Source organism: Streptomyces sedi (genome assembly GCF_006335015.1).
GTDB lineage: Bacteria > Actinomycetota > Actinomycetes > Streptomycetales > Streptomycetaceae > Streptomyces > Streptomyces sedi.
In genome coordinates this window covers 118,873-143,390 of sequence record NZ_VDGT01000017.1, presented here as the reverse complement: position 1 = coordinate 143,390, position 24,518 = coordinate 118,873, and the positions used below count along the sequence as shown (strand labels likewise).

Sequence of the window (24,518 nt, the reverse complement as noted above, 5' to 3'; positions counted from 1 at the left end):
CGCGCAGTTCCCCGCGCCCCTGGGGTTGTTGCGGCTTGGACGGTTGTTGTCTGCGGGCCGCCGGCGGGTTGTGTGGGGGCGCGGGGAACTGCGCGGGCAACCGTCCGCCGGGTGGAGGTCGACTACGCGCCGGTCCGGCTAGGACGGTTGTCGTCTGCGGCCCGGCTCGGGTGCACCGCGCAGTTCCCCGCGCCCCTGGGGTTGTTGCGGCTTGGGCCGGTTGTTGTCTGCGGGCCGCCGGCGGGTTGTGTGGGGGCGCGGGGAACTGCGCGGGCAACCGTCCGCCGGGTGGAGGTCGACTACGTACCGGTCCGGCTAGGACGGTTGTCGTCTGCGGCCCGCCACGGATGCGCCGCGCAGTTCCCCGCGCCCCTGGGGGCGTCGCGGCTAGGGCCGGTCGTTGTCCGCGGCCCGTCGAGACGCCTCCTCGTGCAGGAAGCGCACGAACGGCTCACCCGTCAGATACGCGTCGCGCCACCCGTTCTCCCGCAGCGCCGCGCGCCAGGTCTCGCTCTCGTGCAGCGCGTCCAACGCGTCGAGCAGCCCCTCGCGTTGGCCGTCCGTCAGCCCGGGAGGGGCGAGCAGGCCGCGCCAGTTGACGAACTCCCACGCGTAGCCCAGCTCCCGGAACGTCGGCGCGTCCACCCCGGGAACCCGTTCCGCGCCCGTGACCGCCAGCACCCGCAGCTCGCCGGCCGCCAGCGCGTGCCGGTACTCGCTGAGGCCGGTCATGATGGCGTCCACCTCGCCGCTCAGCAGCGCGCCGAGCAGCGCGCCGCCCCCGTCGTAGCGGGCGTTCCGCCCCGCCTCGGGGGCGAGCCCGGCGGCCCGGACGGCCTCGCGCCACGCCAGGTGGTCGGGGCCGCCGACATGGGAGCCGATGCCGGTGGTGACCTCGCCGGCCTCCCAGCCGGCGAGCAGCGTCTCCACCGAGTCCAGCGGCGAGTCCGTGGGGACGATCAGCGCCTCCGGCTCCTCGACGAGCCGCGCCAGCGGCTCCGCGTCGCCGACGCCCGGCGCCTCGGGCGTGGCCTGCGCGCTGCCGACCAGGCCCAGGCCCATCAGCAGCACCAGCCGGTCGTTGCCCCGTTCGTGCAGCAGCCGGGAGAGCGCCACGGTGCCCGAGCCGCCGGTGAGGTTGAACGCCTCCGCGTCGGTGATCCCTGCCTCCCGCAGGCTGACGACCAGCGTGCGGCCGGTGACGTCGTAGCCGCTGCCCGCCGTGTTGGGCACCATCACCCGCAGCACGGCCTCCGGTTCGGGGCCGGTGAGGCAGCCCGCGGCCGAGGCGAGGGTCACCAGGACCAGGGCCAGCCGGCCCGTCACCGTTCCCCGCCCGCGCCTCCGCCACGTTCCCTGCCCGTGCCCGTGCCCGTGCAGCCCGCGCCTCCGCCACGTCGTCACCCCGCCCATCCTGCCCGGGCGCGGCGAGCGCGCCCGCCGGGGGGCCTCACCCCACGGGCTCCGCCGCGCGTCGGCGGGCCCGCGCGCGCAGCCGCGTCACCACGGCGAGCACCAGCCCGGCCAGCAGCAGCCCGTAGAGCGCGCGGGTGATGCCGCTGTCGAAGAGCGCCATGACGTCGTTCTCGCTGACCGCCAGCGCGCGCCGCAGCTCCGTCTCCGCCAGCGGGCCGAGGATGACGCCGATCAGCACCGGGGCCAGCGGCAGCCCGTGGCGGCGCATCAGCAGCCCCAGCAGCCCGATCGCCAGGACCAGCACCAGGTCGAACGTCGAGGCGCCCGTCGCGTAGACGCCGAGGCCGCAGCAGACGGTGATGCCGGCGTACAGGTGGTGCCGGGGGATCAGCAGCAGCTTCGCCCACAGCGGGGCGAACGGCAGGTTGAGTATCAGCAGCACCACGATGCCCAGGAACAGCGAGGCCAGCAGCGTCCACACCAGGTCCGCGTTCCGTTCGAAGAGCAGCGGCCCCGGCTGCATTCCGTACTGCTGGAACCCGGCCAGCATGATCGCCGCCGTCGCCGACGTCGGCAGCCCGAGCGCCAGCAGCGCGCCCATCGCGCTGCCCGCCGTGGCGCTGCCGGCCGCCTCGGGGCCGGCCACGCCCTGGATCGCGCCGCGCCCGAACCGGGGCCGCGCGCGCCGCCGGTCCAGCCGCCGCTCGGCGCTGTAGGCGAGGAACGTCGGCATCTCCGAGCCTCCGACGGGGATCACCCCGAACGGGACGCCGAAGCCGGTGCCGCGCAGCCACGCCGGCCAGGCCAGCCTGACGTCGGCGCGGGAGAGCCAGGGCCGCCCGACGACGGCGGGTGCCGTGACCGCGCCCCGCCGGCCCCGCGCGGCGACGTGCAGCACCTCGCCGAGCGCCAGCAGCCCGACGGTGATCACCACGATCGCGATGCCGTCGAACAGCTGCGTCTGGTCCAGCGTGAACCGCGTCGCGCCCGAGGTCGGGTCGACGCCGACCAGCGCCAGGGAGAGTCCGATGGCGAGTGAGACACAGCCCTTCACGGGGGAGTCCGCGACGATGGTGGCCGTCGCGGCGAAGGCGAAGACCGCCAGCGCGAAGTACTCCGCGGGGCCGAACAGCGCCGCCCAGTCGACCAGTCGGGGGGCGAGGAAGACCATCAGCGTGGTGGCGATCAGCCCGCCGGTGAACGCCCCGATCGCGGCGGTCGCCAGCGCCTGCGGCGCCCGGCCGGCCAGCGCCATCCGGTGCCCCTCGATGGAAGCGGCGATGGCCGAGCTGTTCCCCGGCGTGTTGAGCAGGATGCCGGCGGTGGAGTCGCCGAACAGCCCGCCGTAGTAGACGCCGGCGAACATGATGAACGCCCCCGTCGGGTCGAGGCCGAACGTCACCGGCAGCAGCAGCGCCACCGCCATCGCCGACCCGAGCCCCGGCAGCACGCCGACGGCCGTGCCCAGCACCGCGCCGACGAGGAGCAGCAGCAGGTTCAGCGGCGTCAGCGCCTGCGCGAACCCGTCGCCCAGCAGCGAGAACGTGTCCATCAGAACGCTCCTTCCAGCACGCCGGCCGGCAGCGCCAGCCCGAGGCCGGCGGAGAACGCCAGCTGGAACGCGGCCGACACCGACAGCGCCACCCCCGCGTCGAACAGCGGGCGTCGGCCGCCCAGCGCGTAGCCCGTTCCCCAGAACAGCAGCGCCGCCGACAGCAGCCAGCCGAGCGGCGACAGCAGCGCCGTGAACGCCAGGAACGACGCCACCACGACGCCCACCGCGCGCCAGTCCGTCTCCTCGCCGTGCGCCGACCGCTCCGGCGCGCGCACCCCGGCGCCCGCCGTCGCGCGCGCCACCTGGGCGGCCATCAGCGCGGCCAGCACGAAGGTCAGCACGGTGACGATGACCGGCACGAAACGGGGGCCGGGCGAACCGGAGTTCTCCGGCACGTCCATCGTGGCCGTGCCGTGCGCGAGAAACGCCCCCAGCGCCAGCAGCAGCGCCACGACGGCCCAGTCGCCCCGGCTCGCGGCGGCCTCCGCGCCGCCCGGCGGCGCCGGCTCCGGCGGCTCGCCGCCCAGCCCGCCGGCGTCCTGCTCCACGGTGCCGCTCACAGTCCCAACTCCTCGATGATCTCGTGCACGCGACCGGTCTCGTCCGCGAGGAACGCCTCGAACTCGTCGCCGGTCATGAAGCTGTCCGCCCACCGGTTGCGTTCCAACGTGTCCGCCCACTCGGGGGAGCGCGCCAACTCGGTCGCGATCTCCTCCAGTTCGGCGCGCTGCTCCTCGTTCACGCCCGGAGGGGCCAGCAGCCCGCGCCAGTTGGGCAGCGAGACGTCGTAGCCCTGCTCGACGAACGTGGGCACGTCGATGCCGTCCACGGGGTCGTCGGCCGAGAGCGCCAGCGCCCGCATCCTGCCGGCCTCGATCTGGTCGGAGAAGTCGTTGTAGCCGCTCACGCCGGCCACCACCGTGTGCGACAGCAGCGAGGTGGTCACCTCGCCGCCGCCCGGATAGGCGATGTAGTTGAGCTGCTCCGGGTCGATCCCGGCCTCCCGCGCCAGCAGCCCCGCGATCAGGTGGTCCGTTCCCCCGATGGAGCCGCCGCCGATGGCCGTCCCGTGCGGGTCCTGGCGCCACGCGTCGAGGAGGTCCTCCAGCGTCCGGTACGGCGAGTCGGCGGGGACCACCACGGCGCCGTAGTCGTCGGCGAGCCGCGCGATCGGCGTCACGTCCTCGAACGTGGTGCCGTTACCCGACAGCTCGATCCCGCCGACCATCACCGCGCCGGTGATCATCATCAGCGAGCTCTCGCCGCCGCGCTGTGCGATCTGGCTCAGCCCGATGGTGCCCGCGGCGCCCGGCACGTTGACTACCTCGACGTTGTTGACGATCGCCGCGCCGCGCAGGGCCTGTTGGGACTCGCGGGCGGCCAGGTCCCAGCCGCCACCGGGCGCGGCCGGCGCCATCAGCGTCAGATGGGTTCTGGCGCCGCCGCCGGAGTCTCCGCTGCCGGCGTCCCAGACCGCCAGTGAGACGAGGAGGGAGACGACGGCCGCGTAGGCTACCCTGCCCAGCGTTCGCCGGCGCGGGTCAGGTCGCTTGGTGAACATGACGGTTCATCGTGGTGGCGCCGTCGGGCGCTGTCAGCAGCCGTGCGCGTTGTTGACGGTTGCGCTGGTTGTGGTCGTTGTGCTCACGGGCCGTTCCCCTCGCGCCGCGGGCGGGGGAGCGCCCGGCGGAAGGGGAGGGGCGATGCGCGGACGCGCACCCGGGCTGCCCAGGCTCACTCTCGCCGGGCGGTTCCTCGTGCTCCAACTCGGCCTGATCGTCGTCGTTCTGGTCGTGGTCGCCGCCGTCTCCATCGCCCAGGCCGACCGCGACCTGCGGCGCAGCGAGAGCGGGCGGCTGCTGGGCGTGGCCGAGTCGGTCGCCTCCCAGGAGGCGGTGCGCGTGGGCCTCACCGACGTGGCCAGGCGCGGCATCCTGGAGGCCACGGCCGAGCACGCCAGGGGCGTCTCCGGCGCCTCGTCCGTGGAGATCGCCGGCCTCGACCGCAGGGTGCTGACCTCGGCCGACCCCCGCCGGGTGGGCGACGGCGTCGCGCCCGACGACAGCCCGGTCTTCCGAGGCCGCTCCTGGACGGGCACCACGACCACGGAGGAACGCACCTCGGTCGCCGCCCACGTCCCCGTTTTCGCCGAGGACGGACGCCAGTTGGGCGCCGTCGTCGTCGCCAGCGAGGCGCCGAGCCCGACCGAGCGGGTCACCGCCGCCGTTCCCGACCTGGCGCTCTATGTCTCGGTCGCCAGCCTGCTGGGCGCCGCCGGCTCGGTGCTGCTGGCCCGCCGCATCAAGCGGCAGACGCTGGGCCTGGAACCGGGCGAGATCACCAGCCTGGTGGAGCACCGCGAGGCCATGCTCCACGGCATCAGGGAAGGCGTGCTGGGCCTGGACGGGCAGGGCCGGATCTCCCTGGCCAACGACAGCGCCCGCGCGCTGCTGCGGCTGCCCGCCGACGCCGACGGGCGCGCCCTGGCCGAACTGCCCGTCGAGGCCGGGCTGCACGACGTGCTGACCGGTAGGACCACTGGTCACGACCAGCACGACCAGGTGGTCTTTACCGGTGAGCGGGTGCTCACCCTCAACCGCAGACCACTGGTCACCCGCGGCCAGTCCGCCGGTTCCGTGACCACGATGCGCGACCTGACCGAACTGGCCTCCCTCCAACAGCAGTTGGCGGCCACCCGCAGTGTCACCGACACCCTGCGCGCCCAGGCTCACCAGTTCTCCAACCACCTCCATGTCATCGCCGGACTGGTCGAGCTGGGCGAGTTCCCCGAGGTGACCCGCTATGTGCGGGGGGTCAGCGGCGCACACGCGGAGCGCACGTCCGAGGTGCTGACCCGCGTCGCGGACCCCTCGCTCGCCGCGCTGCTCATCGCCAAGTCCAGCCTGGCCGCCGAGCAGGGCGCCACGCTCCGCGTCACCGAACGCAGCAGCCTCGGCCCGGTCCCCGAGGCGCTCTCCGCCGACCTCGTCACCGTCACGGGGAACCTCGTCGACAACGCGCTCGACGCGGTGCGCGGTCGCCCCGACCCCTGGGTGGAGGTCGAGGCCACGGTCGGCGCCGCCGACGACCGCCCCGAGGTGACGCTGCGCGTCACCGACTCCGGACCCGGCGTACCCGCCGACCTCGTCGACGAGGTCTTCCGCCAGGGCTTTACCACCAAGCCCGCCAGGGACGCCGCCGGACGCGGCCTCGGGCTGGCCATCACCCGGCTGGTGTGCGCCCGAAGGGGCGGCGGGGTGACCGTGTCGGGCGCCGAGTTCACCGCCCGGCTCCCGTGGGACGGCAGGGCCGCACGCGCCGGAACGTCGGGAGAGGGGGAACGGGACGGATGATCAGCGTGCTGGTCGTGGACGACGACTTCATGGTGGCGAGGCTCCACCGCAAGCTGGTGGAGCGCACCCCCGGCTTCACCGCCGCGGGCGAGGCCCACTCCGGCGCCGAGGCCCTCAGCGCGGTCGCCCGGCTCCGCCCCGACCTGGTGCTGCTCGACCTCTATCTGCCCGACCTCTCGGGGCTTGAGGTGCTGCGCCGGCTGCGCGCCGCCGACGACACCGCGGGCGCCGAGCCCGACGTGCTGGTGGTGACGGCGGCCCGCGAGGTGGACTCCGTGCGCGGCGCCCTGCGCGGCGGCGCGGTGCACTACCTCATCAAGCCGTTCGACGGCCCGGTGCTCCAGGAGCGTCTGCGCGACTACGCGCGCCGCCGGGGCCAGTTGGCGGCGCTCGACGCCCCAGGCCAGGACGACGTGGACCGGGTCTTCGGCGCGGCCTCCGTCTCCCGGCTGCCCAAGGGCCTCAGCCGCGAGTCCGCGGCCCTCGTCCGCCGCGCGCTGGCGGAGGCCGGGGGCGACCTGTCGGCCTCCGAGTGCGCCGAACGCAGCGGGCTCTCCCGCGCCAGCGCCCGCCGCTACCTGGAGTACTGGGTCAGCACCGGCCGCGCCGGGGTCTCCCTGCGCTACGGCGCCACCGGCCGCCCCGAACGCCGCTTCCACTGGTCGGGCGGCTGACCACGGGCCCCACCGGCCCGTCCACCGCCCCACCGGCCGTCCGCCGGCGCGCGTCGCCCGCCCCGTAAGCTGGCCCGGCGGAGCACCGGCGCCCCGCGCCGACCCGTTCCGCGCCCGACCCGCGACCTTCCGGGCGCCGCCCCGCGTCAAGGAGCCCTCACCCTCGATGTCTGACCACCCCGCCTATCCCGTCGGGCTGCGCCTCGCCGGCCGCCGTGTGCTGGTCATCGGCGGCGGCGCCGTCGCCCAGCGGCGGCTGCCGGCGCTGCTCGCCGCCGGAGCCGAAGTGACCCTCGTCGCCCCCGAGACGACCCCGTCCGTCGAGGCCATGGCCGAGGCCGGCGAACTGCGCTGGGAACGGCGCGGCTACCGCGCCGGCGACGTCGAGGGCGCCTGGTACCTGCTGATCGCCACCGACGACCCCGAGGTCAACGCCGCGGCCTCCGCCGAGGCCGAACGGCTCCGCGTCTGGTCCGTCCGCAGCGACGACGCCGAGGCCGCCACCGCCTGGACCCCCGCGACCGGCCGCAGCGACGGCGTCACCGTCGCCGTGCTCACCGGCCGCGACCCCCGCCGTTCCGCCGCCGTCCGCGACGCCGTCGTGGAGGGGCTGCGCGAGGGCACCCTCGCCGCGCCCCGGCACCGCGACCGGGCGCCGGGCGTCGCGCTGGTCGGCGGCGGCCCCGGCGACCCCGACCTGATCACGGTCCGCGGCCGGCGGCTGCTGGCCGAGGCGGACGTGGTGATCGCCGACCGGCTCGGGCCGCGCGACCTCCTCGACGAACTCCCGCCCGCCGTCGAGGTGATCGACGCGGCCAAGATCCCCTACGGCCGCGCCATGGCGCAGGAGGCGATCAACGCCGCGCTCGTCACGCACGCGAAGGCGGGCAGGTCCGTGGTGCGGCTCAAGGGCGGCGACCCCTATGTCTTCGGCCGCGGCAGGGAGGAGGCGCAGGCGCTGGCCGAGGCCGGCGTCCCCTTCACCGTGGTGCCGGGCGTCACCAGCGCCATCTCCGTCCCGGCCGCCGCGGGGGTGCCCGTCACCCACCGGGGGGTGGCACACGAGTTCACCGTGGTCAGCGGCCATCTCGCGCCGGACGACCCGCGTTCCCTCGTCGACTGGCCGGCGCTCGCCCGACTGCGCGGCACCCTGGTGCTGCTGATGGCGGTGGAACGGATGGCCGCCATCGCCGAGACGCTGCTCGCCCACGGGCGGGATCCGGAGACACCCGTCGCGGTGATCCAGGAGGGCACCACCCCCGCCGAGCGCCGCGCGGACGCCACGTTGGCCACCGTCGCGGAACGGATCGCCGAGGCGGGCATCCGCCCGCCGGCCGTCGTCGTGGTCGGCGACGTGGTGGCCGTCCCGTGAACGCGCCCGACGTGACGGGGCGGCTGACCCCCGTCGAGGACCCCGCCGACCCCCGCCTCGCCGACTACGCCGGGCTGACCGACGTGGCGCTGCGCCGCCGCCTGGAACCCGCAGGGGGGCTGTTCATGGCGGAGGGCGAGAAGGTCATCCGCCGCGCGCTGGACGCCGGCCACCCGATGCGTTCGATGCTGCTCACCCCGCGCTGGGTCGAGACGATGAGCGACCTGATCACCCGCACCGAGGCCCCCGTCCACGTCGTCAGCCCCGAACTGGCCGAGGCCGTCACCGGCTACCACGTGCACCGGGGCGCCCTGGCCGCCATGGGTCGACTGCCGCTGCCGGAGGCGGGCACGCTGCTGTCGGGCGCGCGGCGGGTGGTGGTGCTCGAAGCGGTCAACGACCACACCAACATCGGCGCGGTCTTCCGCAGCGCCGCCGCCCTCGGCATGGACGCGGTGCTGCTCTCGCCGGACTGCGCCGACCCGCTCTACCGCCGCTCGGTGAAGGTGTCGATGGGCGCGGTCTTCTCCCTGCCGTACGCCCGGCTGACCGGCTGGCCCGCCGGGCTGGCGACGGTCGCCGACGCCGGGTTCCGCCTGCTGGCCCTCACCCCCGACCCGGCCGCCGCCGACCTCGCGGAGGCCGTCGCCGACGCCGGCGGCGGCCGGCTGGCCCTGATGCTCGGCGCGGAGGGCGACGGCCTCACGGAGCGCGCGATGCGCGCGTCCCACGAACGGGTCCGCATCCCGATGGCGCACGGCATCGACTCCCTCAACGTCGCCGCCGCGGCGGCGGTCGCCTGCTACGCCCTCGGCTCCACCGCCTGAGCCCCCGCCCCGGGCGGCCTGGAGGGGCGCGGGGAACTGCGCGGTGCATGTGTGGCGGGGGTTGGTCGACGACGGTGCTGCGCTGGCTGGGCGGGTTGTCGTCCTCGCCCCGGCGGCGGGTTTCTCGCACCTCCGCACGGCCGGTGGCGGCCTGGAGGGGCGCGGGGAACTGCGCGGTGTATGTGTGGCGGGCCATGGTCGACGACGGCGCCGCGCTGGCTGGGCGGGTTGTCGTCCTCGCCCCGGCGGCGCATCAGCGGCGGGCCGCGGTCGACGACGGCGCCGAGCCGCCGCCCGGCTGAGTGGTCGCCCCGGCACAGACACACAGAACCGGCCCGCAGACGACAACGAAGCCGAAACCCCCAAGAACGGTAGTCGCACCCCAAAACCGCCGGAGGCTACAGCGGTCCCTGGCACCCCTGCGCGAGGGTGATGCCCAGCGCCACCACCAGCGTCACCGTGACGAAGACGAAGACCCGCTGCCGCAGCAGCCGTTGGTCCGCGGCCCGCCGCGCCGCCGAGGGGCCGGGCCTGCGACCGCCCCGGGCCGAAGGCCGCTCGCGTGTCCTTTCCCGACCGCTGCCGCCGCCACTCCCCGCCGGCGGTGCCTCCGCGTCCGCCGCCGCCGGGACGGCGACCCGCTGCCGGCGGGCCGGCTGCGGCACGCCCCGGGCCTCCCGCGCCGCGATCTCCTTCAGCCGCAGCGACAGCCGCATCGTGCTGGGCCGCTCCTCGGGCGCCTTGTCCAGACAGGTCCGCAGCAGCGGCGCCAACGCGGCGGGCACGCCGTCCAGTTGCGGCTCCTCGTGCACCACCCGGTAGAGCATGACCTCCGAACTGCCCTGTCCGAACGGCGAGTCGCCCAGCGCGGCATACGCCAGCGTGGCGCCGAGCGAGAAGACGTCGCTGGCCGGCGTCACCCCCTGCCCCCGCACCTGCTCGGGCGCGAGGAAGCCGGGCGAGCCGACGGCCGTCCCGACGTGGGTGAGGGTGCTCGCCCCGGTGGACCAGGCGATCCCGAAGTCGATGATCCTCGGGCCCTTGGGGGAGAGCAGGATGTTGGACGGCTTGAGATCGCGGTGCACGACGCCCGCCTCGTGGACCGCGACCAGCCCCTCGGCGAGCGCGGCGCCGATCGCCGCCGTCTCGGCGGCCGACAGCGGGCCGTGCTCCAGCACCCTGTCGTGGAGCGAGGGACCCGGCACGTACTGGGTGGCGAACCACGGCCTGCTGGCCTCCAGGTCGGCCGCCACCAGCCGGGCGGTGCAGCCGCCCCTGATGCGTCGGGCCGCCGAGACCTCGCGGGCGAACCGGGAGCGGAACTCCTGGTCCTCCGAGAGGTCGGGCCTGATGACCTTGAGTGCGACCCGCTGCCCCCGACGGTCCGAACCGAGATAGACGACTCCCATGCCGCCGGCGCCCAGCCGTCGGTGCAGACGGAAGGTCCCAACGACTCGCGGGTCCTCGCGCCGGAGCCGCATCATCGCCATGTCCACCTCGCTGCCCGGTGCTTGTGATGGCCTCAGCTTACGGACTGTGCGCCCGCATCGGGGAAAGGCCCGCGCGCGCCACGGTGACGTTCCCCGGCACCACGGTGACGTTCGCCGCCCGGTGGTGACGCCTTCCCGAGGGGTCGGTGACGTTGCGCGCACCCCTGGGGGCAAACCCTCGTCCCCTCGCGGGGCTTGTCCACCCTGAGGAGTAGGAGAGGAGCCGGGCCGTCATCCTGGGGGAGGCCCGAGGTCGGTACGCCGGGTTGACGTACCGGGGGCGGCCCGCTGCCTAGAGTTGAGGTGCAGCGGCGGACGTGGCCCGTCCCCCGAGGTCAACTGTCCGCCGCTGACCAACAGACGGACTGGAGTGCGGAGATGACACGCATGAGCGCGGCAGAGCGGGCCCCCCACCCGACCACCGACAGGCGGCACCCTCTGGTGGCGGCTGCGATGGTGCTGCCGCTGGCGTTCGCTCTCGCTTTCATGACGGGCGGCATCGACGCCGTCGTCACCCAGGCGTCGTCCGTGGCCGGCACACTGGGGCGCTGAGCGGCGCCCCGGACCCGGGAGAGCGGCCCGGGTCGGGGACACCGGCACACCACCCCGTGGGGACGGGGAGACGGACGGCATTGTGCCCGGGCGGCTGGGGAGCCGCCCGGGCACCTTTGTCTTCTTACAGCGTCTCGCTCACCCGCCCACCGGGCGACGTCACCGCCTCGGGGGGCTCTCCTCCTCAGGGATGAGGGGACGGGAGACGTGTGGACGGGGAACGCCCGAGGGCCCGGAAGCGGTGGGCTTCCGGGCCCTCGGGCCTTGACGCTGGTGCGCGATACTGGGATTGAACCAGTGACCTCTTCCGTGTCAGGGAAGCGCTCTCCCGCTGAGCTAATCGCGCGGGTGGGTCCTCACGGACCCAGTGGACGATACTGGGATTGAACCAGTGACCTCTTCCGTGTCAGGGAAGCGCTCTCCCGCTGAGCTAATCGTCCGAGGTGGAGACGGGATTTGAACCCGTGTAGACGGCTTTGCAGGCCGTTGCCTCGCCTCTCGGCCACTCCACCGAATGAGGGCAACCGCCCTCTTCGAGCGGACGACGAGATTCGAACTCGCGACCTCCACCTTGGCAAGGTGATGCTCTACCAACTGAGCTACGTCCGCAGATGTCCTCCGGGCCCTTGGCCTGCGACCCGGCGACGTCATGAACTCTAGCGGATTCGCCCGCCAGCTCAAACTCACCTTCCGGACGGCCCCCTCGTAGACTCGCGCAGGTGTACGAACACCCTCCGCTCGCCCGCTTCGGCGGAATGCTCGCGACCGACCTCGTGGACGTCACCGACGACCCGGCGGCGCTGGACTCCGAGGGCTGGTGGGCGGTGGTGGCCGGCTTCGAAGGGCGGCTGGTCTGCGCCCGGTTCGCCACCCTGCGCACCGCCCCCGCCGCGCGCCCGTCCGCGCGCTGGCGCGGCCCCGACCCGGCGGACTGGGCCAGCTCGCTCGACCGTGACGCCTATGTGGCCGGCGTCGCCGCCGTCCACGACCGGATCGCGGCCGGCGAGGTCTACCAGGTCAACCTCTGCCGGGTGTTGTCCGCGCCGCTGCCCGAGCCGGCCGCCGACATCGACGCGTTGCGCGCCCATCTCGCCACGCGCCATCCCGCGCGTTACGCGGGGAGCGTGCGCCTCCCGGCGCACGGCGTCGAGGTCGCGACCGCCTCGCCCGAGCTGTATCTCCGCCGCGACGGCGCGCTGGTGGAGTCGGGGCCCATCAAGGGCACGGCCCGCACCGCCGAGCTGCTGCTGCCCAAGGACCGTGCGGAGAACGTGATGATCGTCGACCTGGTCCGCAACGACCTGGGCGCGGTCTGCGCCCCCGGAACGGTCGCCGTTCCCCAGCTCTGCGGCCCCGAGGAGTACCCGGGGCTGGTGCATCTGGTCTCCCGGGTGACCGGCCGGCTCGCGGAGGGCGCCGGCTGGCCCGAGCTGCTGGCCCACACCTTTCCGCCCGGCTCCGTCACCGGAGCCCCCAAGTCCAGCGCGCTGCGCGCCATCGCCGCCCTGGAGACCGCGCCGCGCGGCCCCTACTGCGGCGGCGTGGGCTGGGTCGACGCCGACCAGGGCGTCGGCGAGCTGGCCGTGGCCATCCGCACGTTCTGGATCGACCGCGCCGGCCCCGACGAGGGCCCCCGGCTGTGCTTCGGCGCCGGCGCCGGCATCACCTGGGACTCCGACCCGGCCGGCGAGTGGGCGGAGACGGTGCTCAAGGCGGAGCGGCTCCTTCGGGTAGCGTCGGTGCGGGGGGAGCGGGAAGAAGCCAACGCGAGGTGAGGAAGCCGCCATGACGCTGATCTGGCTGGACGGCGAGTTGCGGGACGCGGACAGCGCGCGGGTCTCCGTCTTCGACCACGGACTGACCGTCGGCGACGGGGTGTTCGAGACGTTGAAGACCGAGGAGGGCCGCCCGTTCGCGCTCCGCCGCCATCTGGACCGGCTCGCCTCCTCGGCCGCCGGTCTCGGCCTGCCCGACCCCGACCGGGACGAGGTGCGGCGCGCGATCGACGCGGTGCTGGGCGCCGTTCCGCTGGCGCGCGGCCGGCTGCGGATCACCTACACCGGCGGCCACTCCCCGCTCGGCTCCGACCGGGGCGACGCCCGGCCCACGCTGGTCGTCGCGCACGCGGAGGCCAAGGCACCGCCGGAGACCACCGCCGTGATCACCGTGCCCTGGACGAGGAACGAGCGCGGCGCCCTCACCGGTCTGAAGACCACCTCCTACGCCGAGAACGTCCTCGCCCTCGCCCGCGCCCGCCAAAAGGCCGCATCCGAGGCCCTGTTCGGGAACAACGCGGGCCAGCTCTGCGAGGGCACCGGCACCAATGTCTTCGTCGTGCTGGACGGCGTCCTCCACACCCCGCCGCTCTCCTCCGGCTGCCTGCCGGGCGTGACCAGGGCCCTGGTCGTCGAGTGGCTGGGCGCCAAGGAGACCGAGCTGCCGATGGACAGCCTGGAACGCGCCGAGGAGGTCTTCCTGACCTCCAGCACCCGCGACGTCCAGGCCGTGCGCCGGGTCGACGGCCGCGAGATCCCCGGCGCCCCCGGGCCGGTCACCGCGGAGGCGCTGCGCGTCTTCCGCGCCCGCGCGGCCGACGACCAGGACCCGTGAGCCCCGGCCCCTGAGCCCCGTCGCCTGAGCCGCCGACGGCCCGCGCGGTGGCCGGGGAGTAACGCCCCGTCGCTGGGTAGACATCCGGCGATGACCACCACGCTGCGCCCCACGGGCCCCGAGGAACGCACCGCCGACGGCGGCCGTGCCCGCGCCTTCGCGATCACGGTCAACGGCCGCCCGGTGGGCGGCCTCACGCTCAGCACCGACGCCCGCTTCGGGCACCACGCGGGCCGGCTGACCGACCTCGCCGTGCTGCCGGCGGAGCGCGGACGCGGACGCGGCACGGTCGCCGCGCTCGCGGCCGAGGAGGTGCTGCGCTCCTGGGGCTGCGGCCAGGCCGATGTCACCGTTCCCGACGCCTCGCCCGGCGCGCTGCGGCTGGCCAACTCCCTCGGCTACACCGCGCGTTGGCGCACCCTCGGCAAGGAGCTCGCCGACCCGCCGCCACCGGCGCCCGAGGGGAGCGTGCCCCGTCCGTTGACCGAGGCCGAGTTCCACCCCTGGCTGGCCGCCGAACGCGCCTCCTACGCGGGCTCCTGGACCGAGCGCGGACTGCCGCCCGAACGCGCCGCCCTCCGCGCCAACGCCGCCACGGCCGCCGCCCTCCCCGAGGGGTTGGCGACCCCCGGCGTGCTGGTGCGGGTGCTGGACCACGACGGGGTGCGCGTCGGCAGCTGCTGGCTGACCAGGACGGGGGAGGGGGCCGAGGGCGACCCGGCGGTGATGGGCGTCAGTGTCGCCCCCGAGCACCGCGGCCTCGGGCACGGCCACACGCTGCTGGCCCACGCCGAACGCCTCGCCGCCGAGCGCGGCGCCAAGCGCCTCGTGGCCCACGCCTTCGCCGGCAACCTCCCGGCCACCCGGCTGGCCGCCTCCCTCGGCTACCGGCCGCTGCGCCACCATCTGAGCAAGCCGCTGCTGTGACCCCCGGCGGGCCGGTCAGCCGGCGGCGACCAGGCGCTCGACGATCCCGGCGATCCGCTCCGCCAGCCCCTCCTGCGATGTCCCGCCGTCCAGCCGCTGCCCGTCGATCAGATAGGTCGGCGTGCCCGTCACGCCCAGCGCCTTCCCCTCGGCGTGGTCGGCGTCCACCTGCAACAGATGCCGGCCGTCGATCAGCGCCGTCTCGAACTCCTCGGCGTCGAGGCCCAGTTCGCCCGCGAGCTCCAGCAGCACCGGCTCCCCGCGCCGCCCCAGCTCGACCGTCCTGCCCAGCAGCGCCGTCCAGTAGTCGTCGCCCCTGCCCTGGGCGAACGCCTCCTCCGCCGCCTGCGCCGCCGCCAGCGCGTGCTGGTGGCCTGGCAGCGGGAAGTGCCGCCGTCTGATCTCCAGCGCCGCGCCGAACCGCTCGCCCAGCGCGCTCAGATCACCCTCCGCCCGGCGACAGTCCGGACACTGAAGGTCACACCACACCTCAAGAACGGCCTGACCGCTCGTCTCGTTCATGGCGGTCAGTCTCGCATCCGCCACCGACAACCCCGAGATCTCCCTGATCCGCCCCCCTGAAGCTGGCCCCGGGAGGATCCGTTGGGCACGATGGAAAGATGTTGACTGGCACCGTATGCACTCTGCTGTCCGTCGCCGGACTGGGGCTCTCGCTGCTGGTGGCCAAGCGCCGCCGGTACGCCACCGCGATGCGGCTGGCGGCGGTGTCGCTGGTGCCGGTCGGCCTCGCGATGACGGGCATCCTCCGCCTGATCATCAACATGACCTTCAACCCCGTCGCCTGGGTCGGCGTCGGCGTGCTCGGCTTCGCGGTGCTGCTCTTCCTCTGCGCCCGCTTCGCCGACCGCGACCGCGACCAGGCTCCCGCCCCCGCCGCCGCCGAGCCCGGCACCCCGCCGGTCAGCTCCCGGGGCGCGGGCACCCCGGCCCTGCCGGCCACCGGCCGCAAGGGCAAGCAGGCCGCCGGCGGCGCCGACGACTTCTCCGACATCGAGGCGATCCTCAAGAAGCACGGCATCTGACGGCCCGGGCCCTAGCACGAGGGCCACCGCCCGCGCCGGGACAACGGCGCATTGTCGCGCGAACGAGACCCCCCCGATCGCCGCGCCGGCCGGAGCTGCGCCATGATCACGGCGTCATGCCCCACATCACCAGGGAGCACGCTCCCGAACGCCCAGCCCCCGCCCCCGCGCCCCTCCGCGTCGAGGCGCCGCCCGAGCAGCCGACCGGTGAGCCGAAGGGCTGTCTCTTCGCTGTCTCCCAACCCCCGCTGATGCTCTTCCTCGCCGTCATCTGCACCCTGCTGCTGGTCGCCGGCGTCCACGACCAGTTCTGGCTCTGAGGCCCGGGGCCACGGGCGCGGCGCGGGGGACCGCGCCCACGCGGAACGGCGCCGCCGCGATGGGTGTTCCGCGACGGCGTCGTGGTGGGGGAGCCGGTCCCGCACCGTCGCCCCGAGTTCAGACGGTGGAGGGACCGGCGGGTCGTCAGCTCTCCGCGAGGATGTGGGAGAGCTCCGTGTCCAGATCGAAGTGTCGGTCCTCCGTGCCCGGGGGCACGGCCGCGTCGGTCCGCTTGAGGAACGACTCCAGGGCCCGGGCCGGGGCCTCAAGCAACGCCTCTCCCTCGGGAGAGCTGAGGGCGATGCAGACCACCCCCTGCCCGTGGCTGCGGGAGGGCCAGACCCGTACGTCGCCCGTTCCCGTCGGCCTCTGCAGCCCTTCGGCCAACAGATCGCGGGCGAATACCCATTCGACGGTTTCTTCGGCTCCGGTGTGAAATGTGGCGTGTACGGCGTAGGGGTCCGCCGTGTCATACCGCAGCCCCGCGGGTACAGGAAGTGAGGACTCGCTCGACACAACGAGGCGCAGGTGCAGCTCGCAGCTGACCGTGGTGTTCATAAGCGCCAGGGCCTTTCGCTCAGTGTGCGCTCGGGGATTCGCACGTCGGCCAAATCGAGATGCCACATACCCGCCGGTTGTAAACCGGTCTGCCCGCATTGCTCCCATTAAGGTCATTCGAATGGTCGAGCCGGTGACGGGGGTACATGCCTAGAGTGACGAACATGTCTCATGGGTGGTGGAGTCGCTATCAATTCGGTGGTGTCTGGCGTGTCGCCGCACCGGCCGGCGACGTGTTCACGGTGCTGAACGAGCCGGCGGACTATCCCCGCTGGTGGCCGGAGATCCGCGAGGTGGTCCGCACGGGGGAGGAGAGCGGCACGGCGCGCTTCCGTTCGTTCCTCCCGTACGAGCTGCGCGTCGGGGTGCGCGCGGGGGAGCGGGACGAGGCGAACGGGCGGCTGGAGATCCGGCTCTCGGGGGACCTGGAGGGGTGGCTGTGCTGGTCGCTCTTCCCGCAGGGGCGCGGGACGCTGGTCGTCCACGCCCAGGACTGCGTGGTCACCGGCGGCCTGCCGCTGCGGCTGGGGCCCCTGGCCAGGCCCGCGTTCCGCGCCAACCACGCGGCGATGATGCGTTCGGGGGAGCGGGGGCTGCGGGCCTGGGCCCGTGGCCGGCGGGGGGCGGAAGGGGCTTCCGAAGGCCGGCTGTGAAAGCCGGTTTGGACGTCAGGTGACCAGCCCTGTATGGTTCTTCCCGTGCCGAGGGGCACGAAAAACCCGGGCGATTAGCTCAGTGGGAGAGCGCTTCGTTCACACCGAAGAGGTCACTGGTTCGAACCCAGTATCGCCCACCCCGGGATGAGGCCGGTCCGCAGTAGCGGACCGGCCTTCGTCGTGGCAGGCCCCGGACCTGCGGCGGGTCTCCCGCCGCCCGGTGCGGTGCCGTGCGGGAACGGGGCCCCGTCCAGCCGGCCTCGCCCGGCGGGGCCGGGACGAGCCGAGGCGCGTCCGGTGTTCCTCGCCGAGGGCGGGAAGCCGGATCACCGCGGGTCCGGCGCCGAGTTCGGCCCCTACCCCGTTCCCGGGGAGCCGGGCTCGGGGCCCGCGATATCCCCCCGCGGGGCGGCACGGTGCGCCGGGCGAGGGAGCACTATTCGCGGAAGGGGCGCGAGGACGCGGGACGACGCATTCGTCAACACACCGCACATCGCCGGGCGCCCGCTCTTCGAGACTCCGGGCCGCCTCCCGGACTACGCGGAGTCCGCGTTCCCACCCGTGGAATTCGAGAGGCGGGACCATGGCCTCAGGGTAATGAACTGTCCGATGCACAAACTGATTTTCAGGGCGCGTGGGCGTTCCCCTCGGGAATTGCCGTCGCGGCTCTTCGCGTTCGCACGGTCCACCGGCACGAGAAGCCGGGCGTCGTCCACTCGCCGACCGGGGCACGTGGGTTCGCCCGGGACGACGCGCACATCCACCGCACCGGGGGCCTTCCCTCCGAACGACGATCTTCGGCCGTCGTGTGGCCCCCGGGCTCGCCCCGGGGACCCTTTCGCACCCGGACGCCATATGCTGGCCGTCATGAGCAGCGAGCCGGAGCAGCAGATCGGGGTGGGGACACCGGACGCGTTCCAACGCCTCTGGACGCCCCACCGGATGGCCTACATCCAGGGCGAGGGCAAACCGACCGGTCCCGGTGCCGACGACGGCTGTCCGTTCTGCTCGATCCCCGCCAAGAGCGACGAGGACGGCCTGGTGATCACCAGGGGCGAGACCGTCTACGCGGTGCTCAACCTCTACCCGTACAACGGCGGTCACCTGCTGGTCGTCCCCTACCGCCACGTCGCCGACTACACCGAGCTGACGGACGCGGAGACCGCCGAGCTGGCGACCCTCACCAAGCGGGCGATGGCCGCGATCCGCACCGCCTCGGGCGCGCACGGATTCAACATCGGGATGAACCAGGGCGTCGCCGCCGGCGCCGGCATCGCGCCCCATCTGCACCAGCACGTCGTGCCGCGCTGGGGCGGCGACGCCAACTTCATGCCCGTCGTGGGCCACACCAAGGTGCTGCCCCAACTCCTCGCCGACACCCGCCGGATGCTCGCCGACGCCTGGCCGAAGTAGCCGCGGACGCGCGAAGCCGGATGGCCGCCGGGGACGGCGGCCACCCGGGCCGGCTCACATCCCGTACTCGTCCGCGTGCTTCGGCGAGAGATCCTGGATCGCGCCGCTCAGCGAGGCCGCCCTGGCGTCGAACGGCGCCATGTCCACGCCGTTCTCCCGCAGCACCTTGAACGCCGCCGACAGCGCGACGCGCAGCACCGGCGTCGCCGTGCGCAGCACGTCGTCCACCATGAAGCGGTGGTTCCACGGCTTGGTGGCCCAGGTGTGCCGCAGGCCGAACGGCTCGGGCAGCGCGATGGTGCCGCCGTACTTGTCCAGCGTCTTCGGGAACCAGGTCAACGGCGCCCGCGCCGCCAGCCGCACCGCCTCGGAGGCGTTCACCACCGGCTGCGGAACGTCGCGCTTGGTCCAGAACTTGGGGAAGCCGCGCACCGACTTCGTCGGCGGGCTGGGCTTCTTGCCGAAGAAGCCGTCCAGCGGGCCCAGCGCGTAGCCGGAGACCTCGATCCGCAGCGTGTGGTGCAGGACCGTCACGGTGATCATCATGGTGATCACCAACTCGCCCTCCCACAGCACGAACTGAACGCCCAGGTAGTGCCGGTCGCCCGCGCCGTACTGCTGCTCGTTGCAGATCCGCTCCACCTCGATCTTGCTGAAGCGGTACCCCTCGGCGTCAGGACCCTCGGGGCGCCCGACCTCGCCGGCGCCCTCGCCGACGTGCCGCACCACCCAGTGCGTTATCACCGGGGCGGAGAAGCCGCCGGTGTGCAGCGGGCCGCGCTCCAGCAGCCGCATCTGGTCGCCGATCGCGCGGGCCACGTCCCAGCTGCGGAACGGGTCGATCTCCCGGCCCGGGTCGCGCGGGCGCAGATCCTCCGCCAGATGCCAGTGGCCCCAGCGGACACCCATGCCGAGTATCCCCTTGGTGCCGGCGTAGTACGTCAGATTGCTCTCCTGCTCGGCCGCCAGCTTGGCCAGCCCGATCCGCAGCCGCTCGGCGTCCGCGTCGTTCGGGTTCTGCGGGACGGCCTCCGGCACCGAGACGCCCGAACCGCCGCCGCCGGCCAGGTCGGCCCAGTGCGCCCGGAGGTTCTTCGCGGTGCGCTCGGCGACCTGCTTGGCGAGGAACCAGCCGATCACCGGGGCCGGCAGCATCGCCCACAGATAGATCTGGAGCACCCCCGTCACCGGCGCCCTGAGCACCAGCAGCACGACGAGGCCCGCGATCGCCAGCAGCAGCGCCGAACCCAGCGCCCCGGCCCGCCGGTCCTGGGAGCCGGCGAAGGTGCGGCGCAGCTGGAAGAGGCCCAGCCAGACCGCGACACCCGGCAGGAAGAGCAGTCCGAAAACCACCATGATCACGGTCAGCCGCCGGTCGCGCTGCCGCCGGATGCGTTTGGCCGCCAGCGCGTGCTCGACCACCACCTGGGGCTCCGCGCCGAACGCCTGGATCAGCGGCTTGCGGCCGTCGGAGAGCATCCTGGTCTCGACGGCCCGGGTGAACGCCTCACCCAGGTTCGGCTCCAGCAGGGTCCACTTGCCCTCGTTGACCTTGGCGCCCTCGTTCGGCTCCTTGATCTGGGCGGGCGAGCCGTCCCGGTAGGCCACCGAGGCGATCCGCTGGCTCAGCCCCGTTCTCCCGCTGCCCGACGCGGACAGCGGTACCTGCGCGCCCGGCGCGAAGTCGAACTCCACGCCCGCCGCGTTCCGCAGGTCGTCAAGCGCCGTCATGACCGACCCCACTCCCTGAGTCGTCCGACGGGACGCCCCGCCGGGGAACCTTCCTCCGTGCCGCGCGGGGCGACCGAGGCAACCGAGGACCGCCGGGCAGCGCCCTTGGGCCCGCTGACGAAACCGCCCGCCACCCCGCTCACCGCCCTCGCGCCACTCACCCGCGGGCACCGCACACGCACCACGCGCGACGGACCCGTCACCGACAGGCCCGTTCCCCTCCTCGGGACCCGGCAACCCTGCCGGGCCCAGCCTATCGGCGCCGGGCACAACGGCGCTGCCGGACAGGCCAGTTCCCGCCGCGGAGGCGGGGCGGGACGGCGCCCGCCCGGCGCGTGACTACGATGGGCCCTCCGGTGGCCGCCCGACCAAGCGCGGCCCGCTGCGACCCCTGGGAAGGACATGCTCAACAAGTACGCGCGTGCATTCTTCACGCGTGTCCTCACCCCGTTCGCCGCCCTGCTGCTCAGGCTGCGGGTGAGCCCGGACGCGGTGACCCTCATCGGTACCGCCGGAGTGATGGCGGGAGCGCTGGCCTTCTACCCCAGGGGCGAGTTCTTCTGGGGCACCGTCGTGATCACCCTGTTCGTCTTCTCCGACCTGGTGGACGGCAACATGGCGCGGCAGCTGGGCGTCTCCAGCCGCTGGGGCGCCTTCCTCGACTCGACGCTGGACCGGGTCGCCGACGCGGCCATCTTCTCCGGCATCGCGCTCTGGTACGCCGGCGGCGGGGACAACCAGGTCCTCTGCGCCGTCGCGCTGTTCTGCCTCGCCAGCGGCCAGGTCGTCTCCTACACCAAGGCCAGGGGCGAGTCCATCGGCCTGCCGGTCGCCGTCAACGGCCTGGTGGAACGCGCCGAGCGGCTGGTGATCACCCTGGTGCTCGCCGGATTCGCCGGCTGGGAGCGCACCTTCGACGTGCCGCACATCGGCCTGCTGCTCCCGTTCGCGCTGTGGATGGTCGCCGTCGGCAGCCTGGTGACGCTGGTCCAGCGGATGGTGACCGTGCGCCGCGAGTCCGCCGAGGCCGACGCCGCCGAGGCCGTCGAGGCGCCGCCCGAGGCGAAGCGCGAGCAGGCATGAGGGAACGCCTCGCCGACCTCGGCTACCAACTCGGCTGGAGCACCGTCAAACGGCTGCCCGAGCCGGTCGCGATGTCCCTGGGCCGCCGGGCCGCCGACCGCACCTGGCGCCGACGCGGGCCGCGCGTACGGCAGTTGGAGGCCAACCTCGCCCGAGTGGTGCCCGAGGCCGACGAGGCGGAGCTGCGCGCGCTCTCCAGGGCGGGAATGCGCAGCTACCTGCGGTACTGGACGGAGTCCTTCCGGCTCCCCGTCTGGAGCCGCGAGCGGCTCGGCGCCTCGCTGCGCCTGGAGGACGCCCACCACCTCACCGACGCCGTCGCCTCGGGCCGGGGCGCGGTGCTGGCCCTGCCGCACCTCGCCAACTGGGACCTCGCCGGCGGCTGGTTGGCGAGCGAGCTGGGCATCCCGTTCACCACCGTCGCCGAGCGGCTGAAGCCGGAGCGGCTCTTCGACCGCTTCATCGCCTACCGCGAGAGCCTCGGCATGGAGGTCGTCGCGCACGACGGCGGCTCCTCCTTCGGCGTGCTCGCCCGCAGGCTGCGGGCGGGCGGCGTGGTCGCCCTCGTCGCCGACCGCGACCTGTCGGCGTCCGGGGTGCCGGTCACCTTCTTCGGCGAGGCGGCCAGGATGCCGGCGGGGCCCGCGCTGCTCGCGCAGCAGACCGGCGCCGCGCTGCTGCCCGTGCGCCTCTGGTACGACGAGACGCCGTTGATGCGCGGCCGGGTCGGCGCCCCGCTGCCCGTCCCCGAGGACGGCACCCGCGCCGAACGCACCGCCGTGATGACCCAGGCCCTCGCCGACAGTTTCGCGCGGGCCATCGCCGACCACCCGCAGGACTGGCACATGCTGCAACGCCTGTGGACGGCCGACCTCGACCCGCGCCCGGCCCCGGCCGAGCCCGCGGGGGAGGCCCGGCCGTGAGGCGCCGCGCATGAGAGACCGACGCATGAGAGACCGACGACCCCCGAGACGGTGAGGACGCGACCATGAGGATCGGCATCGTCTGCCCCTACTCCTGGGATGTGCCCGGTGGAGTCCAGTTCCACGTCAGGGACCTGGCCGAGCACCTGATCGAACGGGGCCACTCCGTCTCGGTGCTGGCCCCCGCCGACGAGGACACCCCGCTGCCGCCCTACGTGGTCTCCGCCGGCCGCGCCGTCTCCGTGCCGTACAACGGCTCGGTGGCCCGCGTGAACCTCGGCCTGACGTCCGTCAGCAAGGTGCGCCGCTGGGTCAAGGACGGCGACTTCGAGGTGCTGCACATCCACGAGCCGGCCGTCCCCTCGTTGGGGCTGCTGACCTGCTGGGCGGCGCGCGGCCCGATCGTCGCCACGTTCCACACCTCCAACCCGCGCTCCCGCGCCATGGTCGCCGCCTACCCGATGCTCCAGCCGGCGCTGGAGAAGATCAGCGCCCGCATCGCGGTCAGCGAGTACGCCCGGCGGACCCTGGTGGAGCACCTGGGCGGCGACGCGGTGGTGATCCCCAACGGGGTGGAGGTCGACTTCTTCGCCGACGCCGAGCCGCGCCCCGAGTGGAGCGGCGGCACCCTCGGCTTCATCGGGCGGATCGACGAGCCACGCAAGGGACTTCCGGTGCTGATGCGGGCCCTCCCCGCCATCCTGCGGGAGCGCCCCGACACCCGGCTGCTGGTCGCCGGACGCGGCGACGAGCGCGAGGCGCTGGCCCCGTTGCCCGAGGAACTGCGCGCACGCGTCGAGTTCCTGGGCATGGTGAGCGACGAGGACAAGGCGCGGCTGCTGCGCAGCGTGGACGCCTACGTGGCGCCCAACACCGGCGGCGAGAGCTTCGGCATCATCCTCGTCGAGGCGCTGTCGGCGGGCGCTCCCGTGCTGGCCAGCGACCTGGACGCGTTCGCGCAGGTGCTGGACGGCGGCACGGCGGGGGAGCTTTTCGCCAACGAGGACGCCGACGCGCTCGCGACGGCCGCCGTGCGGCTGCTCGGCGACGCCGACCGGCGGGCCGAGCTGACGGAACGCGGCAGCCGCCACGTGCGCCGGTTCGACTGGGACACGGTCGGCGCCGACGTGCTGGCCGTCTACGAGACGGTCACGGCGGGGGCGGGCGCGGTGGCCCCGGACGACAGGGTCGGACTGCTGTCCCGGCTGGGCTTCCGCGACTGACCCCGCGCGCGGCGCGGCGCGCGGGTAGGGTGGCCGGGCGTGACCACAGTCATCGTCATCGTCGCCGCGCTGTTGCTGGTCGGCGTCTACCTCAGCTGGACCGCGGGCCGCCTCGACCGGCTGCACGCCCGCATCGACGCGGCCAAGGCCGCTCTCGACGCCCATCTGCTGCGGCGCGCCTCCATCGCCCAGGAGCTGGCCACGGCGGGGGTCTTCGACCCGGCCGCCTCGATGGTGCTCTACCAGGCCGCGCACGGCGCGCGGCTCGCCGAGGACGAGCAGCGCGAGGTCGCCGAGAGCGAGCTGACCCAGGCGCTGCGCGCCGTCTTCGCCGAACGGGCCCAGCTGCGCGCCGTGTTGGAGGCCCCCGGCGGGGAGGCCAGCGCGGCGGAGCTGGTCGCCGCGGTGCGCCGGGTACCCATGGCCCGCCGCTTCCACAACGACGCGGTCCGCGCGGCACGGGCGGTGCGCCGCCACCGCACGGTGCGCTGGCTCCGCCTCGCGGGCCACGCGCCGTTCCCCCTGGCCTTCGAGATGGACGACGAACCCCCACTGTCCCTGCTGGAACCCCTCCCCCCGGCCCCGGCCCGCTAGCCACTCATGGGGGGCGCGGACGACGACGCGCCGTTGTCCGCTGGGGCGTGTTGTCGCGTGCGGCTGATCGCGGATGCACCGCGCAGTTCCCCGCGCCCCTGCGGGGGCGCGTCCGCGGTTGACGGGCTGGGGCCGACGACGCACGGTTGCCCGTCGGGACGGTTGTCGTGTGCGGCGGCGCGCGGTTGTACCGCCGC

The 24,518-nt window shown here is 74.2% G+C and carries 25 protein-coding genes and 5 tRNA genes; 18 read left to right on the top strand and 12 right to left on the bottom strand.

The window, feature by feature from the left end; translation table 11 throughout:
• Positions 1–387: 387 nt before the first annotated feature.
• From FH715_RS21065 to FH715_RS21050, 4 genes are read right to left on the bottom strand one after another with little or no spacing between them, the layout of a single operon-like run.
• On the bottom strand, positions 388–1,404 hold the full coding sequence (locus FH715_RS21065; RefSeq protein WP_170184785.1) for a Bug family tripartite tricarboxylate transporter substrate binding protein: 1,017 nt from the start codon (positions 1,402–1,404) through the stop codon (positions 388–390).
• A gap of 46 nt (positions 1,405–1,450) precedes the next feature.
• The gene (locus FH715_RS21060; RefSeq protein WP_139647663.1) at positions 1,451–2,968 is read right to left on the bottom strand and encodes a tripartite tricarboxylate transporter permease; all 1,518 of its coding nucleotides are present in this window, start codon (positions 2,966–2,968) and stop codon (positions 1,451–1,453) included.
• On the bottom strand, positions 2,968–3,531 hold the full coding sequence (locus FH715_RS21055; protein WP_211367725.1) for a tripartite tricarboxylate transporter TctB family protein: 564 nt from the start codon (positions 3,529–3,531) through the stop codon (positions 2,968–2,970). Before FH715_RS21055 ends, FH715_RS21060 begins: the two co-directional genes overlap by 1 nt.
• Entirely contained in the window at positions 3,528–4,532 is a 1,005-nt protein-coding gene (locus tag FH715_RS21050; protein ID WP_139647660.1) for a Bug family tripartite tricarboxylate transporter substrate binding protein, read from the bottom strand. The genes FH715_RS21055 and FH715_RS21050 overlap by 4 nt, the downstream gene beginning before the upstream one ends.
• Before the next feature lie 142 nt (positions 4,533–4,674).
• Between FH715_RS21050 and FH715_RS21045 the strand changes: the two genes are divergently transcribed.
• The 5 genes from FH715_RS21045 to FH715_RS28345 all read left to right on the top strand — a co-directional run bounded on the left by FH715_RS21045 (position 4,675) and on the right by FH715_RS28345 (position 9,499).
• Positions 4,675–6,324, top strand: coding sequence for a sensor histidine kinase (locus FH715_RS21045; RefSeq protein ID WP_139647658.1), 1,650 nt, complete (start codon positions 4,675–4,677; stop codon positions 6,322–6,324).
• Positions 6,321–6,998 (top strand): response regulator transcription factor, encoded by a 678-nt coding sequence (locus FH715_RS29370; protein ID WP_139647656.1) that lies wholly within the window; start codon positions 6,321–6,323, stop codon positions 6,996–6,998. Before FH715_RS21045 ends, FH715_RS29370 begins: the two co-directional genes overlap by 4 nt.
• A gap of 166 nt (positions 6,999–7,164) precedes the next feature.
• On the top strand, positions 7,165–8,370 hold the full coding sequence (gene cobA / locus FH715_RS21035) for a uroporphyrinogen-III C-methyltransferase (RefSeq protein WP_139647654.1): 1,206 nt from the start codon (positions 7,165–7,167) through the stop codon (positions 8,368–8,370).
• Positions 8,367–9,197: a TrmH family RNA methyltransferase gene (locus FH715_RS21030; RefSeq protein ID WP_246108872.1), complete on the top strand. Its 831-nt coding sequence runs from the start codon at positions 8,367–8,369 to the stop codon at positions 9,195–9,197. The genes cobA and FH715_RS21030 overlap by 4 nt, the downstream gene beginning before the upstream one ends.
• A 47-nt stretch (positions 9,198–9,244) precedes the next feature.
• Positions 9,245–9,499 (top strand): hypothetical protein, encoded by a 255-nt coding sequence (locus tag FH715_RS28345; protein WP_170184784.1) that lies wholly within the window; start codon positions 9,245–9,247, stop codon positions 9,497–9,499.
• Between the two features lie 96 nt (positions 9,500–9,595).
• Here FH715_RS28345 and FH715_RS21025 read toward each other — a convergent pair whose 3' ends face one another.
• Positions 9,596–10,687 carry a serine/threonine-protein kinase gene (locus FH715_RS21025; protein ID WP_345025838.1) on the bottom strand — a complete coding sequence of 364 codons (1,092 nt, stop codon included), beginning with the start codon at positions 10,685–10,687 and terminating at the stop codon, positions 9,596–9,598.
• 387 nt (positions 10,688–11,074) lie between these two features.
• Between FH715_RS21025 and FH715_RS28340 the strand changes: the two genes are divergently transcribed.
• On the top strand, positions 11,075–11,239 hold the full coding sequence (locus FH715_RS28340; RefSeq protein ID WP_170184779.1) for a hypothetical protein: 165 nt from the start codon (positions 11,075–11,077) through the stop codon (positions 11,237–11,239).
• Between the two features lie 271 nt (positions 11,240–11,510).
• Here the strand turns inward: FH715_RS28340 and FH715_RS21020 are convergent.
• The 4 genes from FH715_RS21020 to FH715_RS21005 all read right to left on the bottom strand — a co-directional run bounded on the left by FH715_RS21020 (position 11,511) and on the right by FH715_RS21005 (position 11,848).
• Positions 11,511–11,585 (bottom strand) — tRNA-Val (locus FH715_RS21020).
• A gap of 22 nt (positions 11,586–11,607) precedes the next feature.
• Positions 11,608–11,679 (bottom strand) — tRNA-Val (locus FH715_RS21015).
• Position 11,680: 1 nt separating this feature from the next.
• Positions 11,681–11,751 (bottom strand) — tRNA-Cys (locus FH715_RS21010).
• Between the two features lie 24 nt (positions 11,752–11,775).
• Positions 11,776–11,848 (bottom strand) — tRNA-Gly (locus FH715_RS21005).
• A gap of 110 nt (positions 11,849–11,958) precedes the next feature.
• Between FH715_RS21005 and FH715_RS21000 the strand changes: the two genes are divergently transcribed.
• The 3 genes from FH715_RS21000 to FH715_RS20990 all read left to right on the top strand — a co-directional run bounded on the left by FH715_RS21000 (position 11,959) and on the right by FH715_RS20990 (position 14,776).
• Positions 11,959–13,014 (top strand): chorismate-binding protein, encoded by a 1,056-nt coding sequence (locus FH715_RS21000; protein ID WP_246108871.1) that lies wholly within the window; start codon positions 11,959–11,961, stop codon positions 13,012–13,014.
• Between the two features lie 10 nt (positions 13,015–13,024).
• Positions 13,025–13,849, top strand: coding sequence for an aminotransferase class IV (locus FH715_RS20995; protein ID WP_139647651.1), 825 nt, complete (start codon positions 13,025–13,027; stop codon positions 13,847–13,849).
• Between the two features lie 90 nt (positions 13,850–13,939).
• Complete coding sequence (locus FH715_RS20990) at positions 13,940–14,776, top strand: GNAT family N-acetyltransferase (protein ID WP_139647649.1); 837 nt, start codon at positions 13,940–13,942, stop codon at positions 14,774–14,776.
• 15 nt (positions 14,777–14,791) lie between these two features.
• Here the strand turns inward: FH715_RS20990 and FH715_RS20985 are convergent, their stop codons facing one another.
• Positions 14,792–15,298 (bottom strand): DsbA family protein, encoded by a 507-nt coding sequence (locus tag FH715_RS20985; RefSeq protein ID WP_139647647.1) that lies wholly within the window; start codon positions 15,296–15,298, stop codon positions 14,792–14,794.
• Between the two features lie 98 nt (positions 15,299–15,396).
• Here FH715_RS20985 and FH715_RS20980 point away from each other — a divergent pair, with 98 nt between their 5' ends.
• On the top strand, positions 15,397–15,819 hold the full coding sequence (locus FH715_RS20980; protein WP_139647645.1) for a hypothetical protein: 423 nt from the start codon (positions 15,397–15,399) through the stop codon (positions 15,817–15,819).
• A gap of 116 nt (positions 15,820–15,935) precedes the next feature.
• Positions 15,936–16,139 (top strand): hypothetical protein, encoded by a 204-nt coding sequence (locus FH715_RS20975; RefSeq protein WP_139647643.1) that lies wholly within the window; start codon positions 15,936–15,938, stop codon positions 16,137–16,139.
• A 145-nt stretch (positions 16,140–16,284) separates the two neighbouring features.
• On the opposite strand, the gene FH715_RS20970 is transcribed toward FH715_RS20975, so the two are convergent.
• Positions 16,285–16,698 (bottom strand): SsgA family sporulation/cell division regulator, encoded by a 414-nt coding sequence (locus FH715_RS20970; protein ID WP_139647641.1) that lies wholly within the window; start codon positions 16,696–16,698, stop codon positions 16,285–16,287.
• Positions 16,699–16,862: 164 nt separating this feature from the next.
• Here FH715_RS20970 and FH715_RS20965 point away from each other — a divergent pair, with 164 nt between their 5' ends.
• The 3 genes from FH715_RS20965 to FH715_RS20955 all read left to right on the top strand — a co-directional run bounded on the left by FH715_RS20965 (position 16,863) and on the right by FH715_RS20955 (position 18,767).
• The gene (locus FH715_RS20965; RefSeq protein ID WP_139647639.1) at positions 16,863–17,351 is read left to right on the top strand and encodes an SRPBCC family protein; all 489 of its coding nucleotides are present in this window, start codon (positions 16,863–16,865) and stop codon (positions 17,349–17,351) included.
• 68 nt (positions 17,352–17,419) lie between these two features.
• Positions 17,420–17,491, top strand: a tRNA-Val gene (locus FH715_RS20960).
• A 718-nt stretch (positions 17,492–18,209) separates the two neighbouring features.
• Positions 18,210–18,767: an HIT family protein gene (locus tag FH715_RS20955; protein WP_139647637.1), complete on the top strand. Its 558-nt coding sequence runs from the start codon at positions 18,210–18,212 to the stop codon at positions 18,765–18,767.
• A gap of 54 nt (positions 18,768–18,821) precedes the next feature.
• Here FH715_RS20955 and FH715_RS20950 read toward each other — a convergent pair whose 3' ends face one another.
• Positions 18,822–20,498: a hypothetical protein gene (locus FH715_RS20950; protein ID WP_139647635.1), complete on the bottom strand. Its 1,677-nt coding sequence runs from the start codon at positions 20,496–20,498 to the stop codon at positions 18,822–18,824.
• 402 nt (positions 20,499–20,900) lie between these two features.
• Here FH715_RS20950 and pgsA point away from each other — a divergent pair, with 402 nt between their 5' ends.
• The 4 genes from pgsA to FH715_RS20930 all read left to right on the top strand — a co-directional run bounded on the left by pgsA (position 20,901) and on the right by FH715_RS20930 (position 24,321).
• Positions 20,901–21,581, top strand: coding sequence for a phosphatidylinositol phosphate synthase (pgsA, locus tag FH715_RS20945; protein WP_139647633.1), 681 nt, complete (start codon positions 20,901–20,903; stop codon positions 21,579–21,581).
• Positions 21,578–22,504, top strand: a complete 927-nt coding sequence (locus FH715_RS20940; protein WP_139647630.1) for a phosphatidylinositol mannoside acyltransferase — start codon at positions 21,578–21,580, stop codon at positions 22,502–22,504. Before pgsA ends, FH715_RS20940 begins: the two co-directional genes overlap by 4 nt.
• A gap of 65 nt (positions 22,505–22,569) precedes the next feature.
• Positions 22,570–23,727: a glycosyltransferase family 4 protein gene (locus FH715_RS20935; protein ID WP_139647628.1), complete on the top strand. Its 1,158-nt coding sequence runs from the start codon at positions 22,570–22,572 to the stop codon at positions 23,725–23,727.
• 39 nt (positions 23,728–23,766) lie between these two features.
• Complete coding sequence (locus tag FH715_RS20930; RefSeq protein WP_139647626.1) at positions 23,767–24,321, top strand: LemA family protein; 555 nt, start codon at positions 23,767–23,769, stop codon at positions 24,319–24,321.
• Positions 24,322–24,518: the final 197 nt, after the last annotated feature.

Coding starts and splice junctions, on each gene's coding strand:
- FH715_RS21060 (WP_139647663.1), bottom strand. CDS start 2,968: ATGGACACGTTCTCGCTGCTGGGCGACGGGTTCGCGCAGGCGCTGACG.
- FH715_RS21050 (WP_139647660.1), bottom strand. CDS start 4,532: ATGTTCACCAAGCGACCTGACCCGCGCCGGCGAACGCTGGGCAGGGTA.
- FH715_RS21045 (WP_139647658.1), top strand. CDS start 4,675: ATGCGCGGACGCGCACCCGGGCTGCCCAGGCTCACTCTCGCCGGGCGG.
- FH715_RS29370 (WP_139647656.1), top strand. CDS start 6,321: ATGATCAGCGTGCTGGTCGTGGACGACGACTTCATGGTGGCGAGGCTC.
- cobA (WP_139647654.1), top strand. CDS start 7,165: ATGTCTGACCACCCCGCCTATCCCGTCGGGCTGCGCCTCGCCGGCCGC.
- FH715_RS28345 (WP_170184784.1), top strand. CDS start 9,245: ATGTGTGGCGGGGGTTGGTCGACGACGGTGCTGCGCTGGCTGGGCGGG.
- FH715_RS21025 (WP_345025838.1), bottom strand. CDS start 10,687: ATGGCGATGATGCGGCTCCGGCGCGAGGACCCGCGAGTCGTTGGGACC.
- FH715_RS28340 (WP_170184779.1), top strand. CDS start 11,075: ATGAGCGCGGCAGAGCGGGCCCCCCACCCGACCACCGACAGGCGGCAC.
- FH715_RS20995 (WP_139647651.1), top strand. CDS start 13,025: ATGACGCTGATCTGGCTGGACGGCGAGTTGCGGGACGCGGACAGCGCG.
- FH715_RS20990 (WP_139647649.1), top strand. CDS start 13,940: ATGACCACCACGCTGCGCCCCACGGGCCCCGAGGAACGCACCGCCGAC.
- FH715_RS20985 (WP_139647647.1), bottom strand. CDS start 15,298: ATGAACGAGACGAGCGGTCAGGCCGTTCTTGAGGTGTGGTGTGACCTT.
- FH715_RS20980 (WP_139647645.1), top strand. CDS start 15,397: ATGTTGACTGGCACCGTATGCACTCTGCTGTCCGTCGCCGGACTGGGG.
- FH715_RS20975 (WP_139647643.1), top strand. CDS start 15,936: ATGCCCCACATCACCAGGGAGCACGCTCCCGAACGCCCAGCCCCCGCC.
- FH715_RS20970 (WP_139647641.1), bottom strand. CDS start 16,698: ATGAACACCACGGTCAGCTGCGAGCTGCACCTGCGCCTCGTTGTGTCG.
- FH715_RS20965 (WP_139647639.1), top strand. CDS start 16,863: ATGTCTCATGGGTGGTGGAGTCGCTATCAATTCGGTGGTGTCTGGCGT.
- FH715_RS20955 (WP_139647637.1), top strand. CDS start 18,210: ATGCTGGCCGTCATGAGCAGCGAGCCGGAGCAGCAGATCGGGGTGGGG.
- FH715_RS20950 (WP_139647635.1), bottom strand. CDS start 20,498: ATGACGGCGCTTGACGACCTGCGGAACGCGGCGGGCGTGGAGTTCGAC.
- pgsA (WP_139647633.1), top strand. CDS start 20,901: ATGCTCAACAAGTACGCGCGTGCATTCTTCACGCGTGTCCTCACCCCG.
- FH715_RS20940 (WP_139647630.1), top strand. CDS start 21,578: ATGAGGGAACGCCTCGCCGACCTCGGCTACCAACTCGGCTGGAGCACC.
- FH715_RS20935 (WP_139647628.1), top strand. CDS start 22,570: ATGAGGATCGGCATCGTCTGCCCCTACTCCTGGGATGTGCCCGGTGGA.